Origin of the sequence: Vibrio sp. 10N.222.48.A3 (genome assembly GCF_041475345.1) — a bacterium.
Taxonomy (GTDB): Bacteria; Pseudomonadota; Gammaproteobacteria; order Enterobacterales; family Vibrionaceae; genus Vibrio; species Vibrio tasmaniensis_A.
The window spans coordinates 1-388 of sequence record NZ_JBFRVX010001725.1 but is presented as its reverse complement, the minus strand read 5'-3'; the positions used below and the strand labels follow the sequence as shown (position 1 = coordinate 388).

Sequence of the window (388 nt, the reverse complement as noted above, 5' to 3'; positions counted from 1 at the left end):
GGTGAATACTTCTTAGACAACAACGGAATGCCGACAGAAAATACAACCGCGGTATTTAACATGTTTAAGTACTTGGCGCATCACCTTTCGAAAGAATTTACAATTCAGCAATAATTAAAAAGCTTGCCATCTAGGCAAGCTTTTTTGTTCCTGGACCTTTATATACTTATCATTTTTATAGACTTAGTATTTTTATAGACTCAGCATTTTCAGCTTATCGAAGTAGTCAGGGAATGTCTTGGATGTACAACCTGGATCATTGATCGTCACCGGGGTGTCACTCAAAGCAACCAATGAGAAACACATCGCCATGCGGTGATCATCGTAAGTATCAATCGCCGCGTGCGTCAGTTCAGCCACAGGGTTAACAATGATGTAGTCTTCACCC

1 protein-coding gene and 1 pseudogene are annotated in these 388 nt (G+C 40.7%); one reads left to right on the top strand and one right to left on the bottom strand.

Annotated features, from left to right (window positions below; translation table 11 throughout):
* The coding region (locus tag AB4653_RS28635; protein ID WP_372106026.1) for a DUF2498 family protein at positions 1-114 on the top strand (114 nt) is incomplete at its 5' end.
* Between the two features lie 78 nt (positions 115-192).
* Here the strand turns inward: AB4653_RS28635 and AB4653_RS28630 are convergent.
* Positions 193-388 (bottom strand): annotated as a pseudogene (locus AB4653_RS28630) (3-phosphoshikimate 1-carboxyvinyltransferase); the annotation flags it as partial.